Annotated in this window: 3 protein-coding genes; 1 reads left to right on the top strand and 2 read right to left on the bottom strand. The window is 63.8% G+C overall.

The window, feature by feature from the left end; translation table 11 throughout:
* Positions 1-135 precede the first annotated feature (135 nt).
* Entirely contained in the window at positions 136-3,402 is a 3,267-nt protein-coding gene (locus tag B3H47_RS02705; RefSeq protein ID WP_286985913.1) for an AAA domain-containing protein, read from the bottom strand.
* 1,001 nt (positions 3,403-4,403) lie between these two features.
* On the opposite strand from B3H47_RS02705, the gene B3H47_RS02700 reads away from it, so the two are divergent.
* Complete coding sequence (locus B3H47_RS02700; protein WP_286985912.1) at positions 4,404-4,718, top strand: DUF736 domain-containing protein; 315 nt, start codon at positions 4,404-4,406, stop codon at positions 4,716-4,718.
* Positions 4,719-4,803: 85 nt separating this feature from the next.
* On the opposite strand, the gene B3H47_RS02695 is transcribed toward B3H47_RS02700, so the two are convergent.
* On the bottom strand, positions 4,804-5,216 hold a 413-nt coding region (locus B3H47_RS02695), incomplete at its 5' end, for a hypothetical protein (RefSeq protein WP_286985911.1).

Genomic DNA, 5,216 nt, shown 5'->3' with positions numbered 1-5,216 from the left:
CAATTTTCGTTCGGCACGAACAGTCATAGCCATTCGGCTTCAATCCCGCGTTCGCGGCTGCGGCTCTGCGTGCATTGCTTGCCCAAGGGGTGGCAGCGCAAAGCTCACGCGCGGACTGATCCCGGGCTGACACACTTACTGAGGCCAGACCGTCAATACCGCTTCGCGCTCGGGGAGGCGCTGGAGCGGCAAGAGGTCCATGACATCGCAAAACAACGACCGGTTCTGCCAGTCGTTCCGGTCGCCGATCACGTAGAAGCGCCGCTTTGCCCGTGTGGCCGCCACGTTCAACAGGTTGGGTTCCGAGACCGCCCAATCCCGTGCGCCGGAACCTTCGGTATTGCCGCCCAACACCATGATGACGATGGGAGCCTCCTTACCCTGCATGGTGTGGATGGTTCCGGAAACCATCGTGTCGCCGAGCAGGCGTTTGAGGTTTTCCTGGACAGCCTTGAAGGGCGTGATGACCGAGATGTCAGCCGCATCCACGCCGTCCATGCGCAACAGGGCGAGCAGTGCCCGCAAAGCCTCTCCTTCGGCCGGCACCCAGTTCCCGTCAGATGCTCCGCTGGCGTGAATCCATCCGGTCGGCAGGCGCGCGCGCGTCTCCTTGTCGGCGCGCGGTGCGATGGTGCCGTACACCATCGCACCGTCGTAGGCGATGCGATTGGCCAGCCCGTGCATCGGCTTGTCGCAGCGCCGATGCACGACCAAGGGCAACCCCACCCACGTCTTGCTGTCGGCCGGTCCCGCCAGACGGCCCCATGTCGTGGCCTGGTCTGCCAAGGTCTGCGCGGACTGTCTGTTGGGGAGCCAATGCGCATCGACGCGGTAGCGCGTGCGCATGTGTTCCAGCACCGCGTCGGACACAGTGACGATCGGCTTGAGCTGGAGAGGGTCACCCACCAGCAGCGCGCGCCGGGAGCGCCACAGCGCCCCCACCGCTGCTTGCGGAGGTGCCTGTCCGGCTTCATCAACCAGCAGCCAGCCGATCTCCCCCGGCCCCAACGAGCGGAAAGAGCGTGCGAACGAGGCAAAGGTGCTGCTGAGCACCGGCACGACCATAAACAACGAGGCCCACGCCGAGCGAATCGCCTCGTGTGAGAGTCCCTGCAGGTGGGTTCCGGTCAACATCGCGTTGATCAGGAACAGGTTGGAGCGCATCCGTGCCGCCTCCAGCTCGAAGAACGTCCGATGCAGCTTCAGTGCCTGGATGAAAACGCGCGCTCGGGCCTGTCGCCAGCCTTCGATGTGCCAGGGTTCGGCCAGTTCGATGGCATCGCCACGGCCGATGACGCCGCCGCGCAGCCATGCCAGCAGATGGTCGGCCCGGCAAGCGCTGGCCAAATCGTGGGCCTGTTGCGTCAGGGATTGATTTTCCGCCTGCAATTTTTTTAACGCCTGCTGCGCATTGGCGATCTGCCGATCCAGTTGCTGCCCGGAGTCCTCGAACTGCTTGGCGAGCCGCGCGATGCGGTCGAACTCGGCCTTGGCGAGGCCATGCCGGTCTTGCAGCAGTTTCAGCGCAGTGTTCCAGGTGCGTGACGCTCCCCACAGACTGCATAGGTTGGCCCAGAACCCTGGTTTGCTGGCTTGGTGCTGTGCAAGCGCCTCCAGCGCATGCTTGAACGCCACATTGGCGGGGCGGCCTTCCTTGGCATCCAGACGTGCCTGTTGTTCCGTCGTGTGCACCAAGCGCTTTTCTAGCGCTTGCACGGTGGCGGTCGTTTCGGTGACCTTCTTCCTGGTCGTTTCCAGCGTCTGGATCAGAGCACGGATGCGGGAGGCATCGGCGCATGCCGAGCGAACCTGCGCCTTGGCCGCCTCATACTCGGCGACTGCCTGCTGCCACAGGGCTTGGCGCTCTTCCGGCTTGCGCTCCTTGTTGAGCTGACTATGCCCGCCAAGCCATGCCATCAGGCCTTGCGGCGCCTTCTTCTGTAGTTCTGGAGGTGCTTGAAGGCCATCGGCCCCGGCAGCAGTGGCCGGGCTGGCAAACAAGGTCTTGACGACATTCTCATCGTCGGTTTCGTCGCTGGCTTCCTCGTTGTTGTCCACCTTGCCTTGGCTGGCTGATGGACTCTGCCCATAGAAGTAGCGGTCCACGAACGCCTTGCGCCGCGCCTTGCTGCCCAGAGCACCAGAGATCAATCCCCAGGCCGGCTTGCCGGTGATCAGCTCGCCCAGATCGGCGAAGTGCTCGGCCTCGGGCAGCCAGCTCTCGTCGATCTTGTCGCGCTGGGGCAGTTCAAGGGTGACGTTCTCTACGGCGCCGTTGTTGGACGAAGCGACCACGATCTCGAAGCCGTACAGTGCAGGAGTGAGCTTGAAGGCGACCTGTTCCTTGCCGCCATCGTTGCAGGCTTCGCGCGCGTTGCTGGCGAAACCGTCGGATGCGCGGCGCAGCGTGGCAAGCACGTCGGCCCGGCTGGTGATGATGGCGGCGATCAAGTCGCGCAGCAGGGTCGTCTTGCCCGTGCCCGGAGGGCCATTGACTCCCAGAAGTCCTTGTCCGTCAGCGAGCTTGGACAGTACCGTGTTCACGGCCAGTTGCTGGGAATGCACAAGCCCCAGGTGCCGTTCGGAAGGCCAGCAGCTATCGGCATGGGCCTGCGGCATCAGCCGCTCGATCAGCGACCGGGAAGCGTCGTCACTGTCGATGTGCAGCCGCGGTTGCGGATTGTGGCGGCGCAGGTATTGGTTTAACGCTTCGCTGGCCACGCCCTTGCTGAGACTGTCAGCAACGGTGGCCAGGTCGTCGAGCAGGAAGCTGTTGAGCGGATCGTCTTCCGATGTGGGCTTGTCGGGTTTGACGGGTTGGGAACGGAATCGCAGTGGTGGGCGCTCAACAGTCGCAAAGAAGTCCGCCACGCCGAGGAACTGCAGCACCCATCGGGTGAAGTCCCGCAGCGCGTCGCCAGACACGTGGCCTTGTAGCTGCGTTAGCGCCTGCTCGGCGGCGGCCCGTTGATCGTCCTCGAATCCGCGTGTCCAGTCCTTTCTCGCCAACGCTCGTCCGAGGAACCAGGCTTCGCTGGAGAGCACGAAACTGTCCTCCACCAGTTGCCCGCTCATGTTGAACTTCGCGGCGAACAGCGCTGACTCTCGGTGTTGTGGTTCGCGGTAGCCCTGGTCGGTGCCGTACAGTTCCTGGAGCGCGGAGGCGACGAGCCGACTGTCGTACAGGTGGGCATAGAGCGTGTGGCTCCATGCGCGCTTGTCGGGAAGCGCCTGCTTGCGGACGATGCTCTCGGGTGCCCAGGGAGGGATGGGGCGTGTGCACGTCGTGTCGTGAAGGAATGCCCCATAGGGACTGTTGCGCTTCTTGATCTTGGGGGCCGATTGCGGCTGCAGCAACTCGACTGCATGCCAGTACCGGACGATGTTCTCGGACTCCTTCAAGATGCCTTCCCTTTCATGTTCTTGGTTTGCTTCAGAGTCCACGCTGCGGGCATTTGCCGTCCATTGGCTTGAATTTCCATGGATGCAGTTCGCATGCGGGACACCTCAGTGATGCGCTGATTTTCCATATTGCCATGCCCTGGCTTTCCCACGGACGCTGTGCTTCGCCGTCGTGGTGGCTGACAAAGTGGTAAACGGGAGCCGTGTAGCGTGTCGGTGCGCCGCACCGCCGGGCTTTCGGGCTGCGCCCCGTGCCGACTTCGCTGTCACGGCCATCCGGCTTCAATCCCTCACGCCTTCGCGCCCGGTGGCGCTGCGCGCTTCGCTTACCTCCAGGGGATCGGCGCAAGGCCCATCCCCGCCGCGCGCGGCTTGGCGCCCCTTGAATACCGCCGAACCGGCTTTCGCCGGATCGGCCAGGCCTGCGTCCCGCCGGCGAAGGGCAGGGCGGGGCGGGGGTGGATACGCCGTGGCTTGCTGAGACAGGTTGCGCGCATGCGTGCCTTCCTCAACGCTGCCGGTTCTTGCCCATCACGTCACGAAGGACGGTTCACGGACATACCGCTCAGCCTCGCCATGGAGATTCCACACCACGCCTCAAGACTGGCGCCGCAGAGTGCGGCGGGGATGTTCTCGCTTGTCGTCGGGGTGTTTGACCTGGCCCGCGTCGGCCAGCATGCCGGTGCAGACTTCGTGCGGGGATGTCGAGTCGGCCAGTCTCCTTTCGGAGTGGTTCGGCCCAAGGCGTCCTTGTCTCGTTGTGAATCCTGGCGGTGGCGCGGCTACGCCTCGGGCTTCATGGCCGCAACCGTCCGGCGAAAACAATTTCCCCTGCTTTGTCACTGCGTTCGGCGCATTCCTCGCGGGGCAAATTCTTTGCGCCTCCCGGCTCTCCACTGCGTTGCGACCGCATGCGGTGCAGCCAGCCCGTCCCCCGCCGGGCGGATCACAACAAGGACGCGATGGGCGCGAACCTTGTTCAACCGAAAGGAAAAATCATCATGGCCAACATCGGCACCTTCACCGCAGACAAAGACGGCTTCACCGGCACGCTGCGCACCCTGACGCTCAACGTCAAGGTCAAGCTGGTTCTCAACGACAAGGGCACCAGCGAGAACGCCCCCGACTTCCGCCTGCAGGCAGCCAGTCACGACATCGGCGCGGCGTGGAAGAAGACCAGCGAGGCCGGGCGGGAATATCTGTCCGTGACCCTCGACGATCCTTCGTTCCCGGCAACGGTCTATGCCCGCCTGATCGAAAGCGAGGACGGCACGCACGACCTGATCTGGTCGCGCAGCAAGCCGCAGGCGGCCTGACGGCCGCGTCAGCGCCCCGCCCGTTGCGGCGGGGCGCCTGTCTGCCAACGTAGCCAGCCAAGCAACGCCTGCGGCGTGCTTCGCGTCACTGCCTTGGCGGCAGCGCCACGCCATACCTTCGCTGCGAAAGCCATTCGGCGAACTGCTGCGGCACGAGGTGGTAGCCCCTCAGCACGATATCGCTTTTGCCGACGAACGCTTCAGGGTTCTTCTGCAGATCCTTTGAGCTTGGGGCGCCTTCGAACGTTATGCCCGTAAATGCGAACCGCTCATCCGTGGCGTGCGCGACGAGGACAGGACCACCGCTCATGCCACTGAATCCCCAGCCATGATCGACTTCCAACGTCGAACAGAGGATGTATGTAGGTTTCTCGATAGACGGGAGGGGTGACTCCAACCGCGCCGACACCCTCGGCATCGGTGCTGCCACTTTGTCACCAGCCCGATGTTTGTGCTCGTCAGGGAAGCCGTAGGCCGTAAGCGTTTGCCGAACCCATC

This window comes from Thiomonas sp. UBA7699, from assembly GCF_002482605.1.
Classification (GTDB): Bacteria; Pseudomonadota; Gammaproteobacteria; order Burkholderiales; family Burkholderiaceae_C; genus Thiomonas; species Thiomonas arsenitoxydans.
The sequence above is the reverse complement of the archived record's forward strand: the minus strand, read 5'-3'. Positions and strand labels throughout refer to the sequence as shown.

Excerpts from the sequence above, each read along its gene's own strand:
- B3H47_RS02700 (WP_286985912.1), top strand. The coding sequence starts at position 4,404 with ATGGCCAACATCGGCACCTTCACCGCAGACAAAGACGGCTTCACCGGC.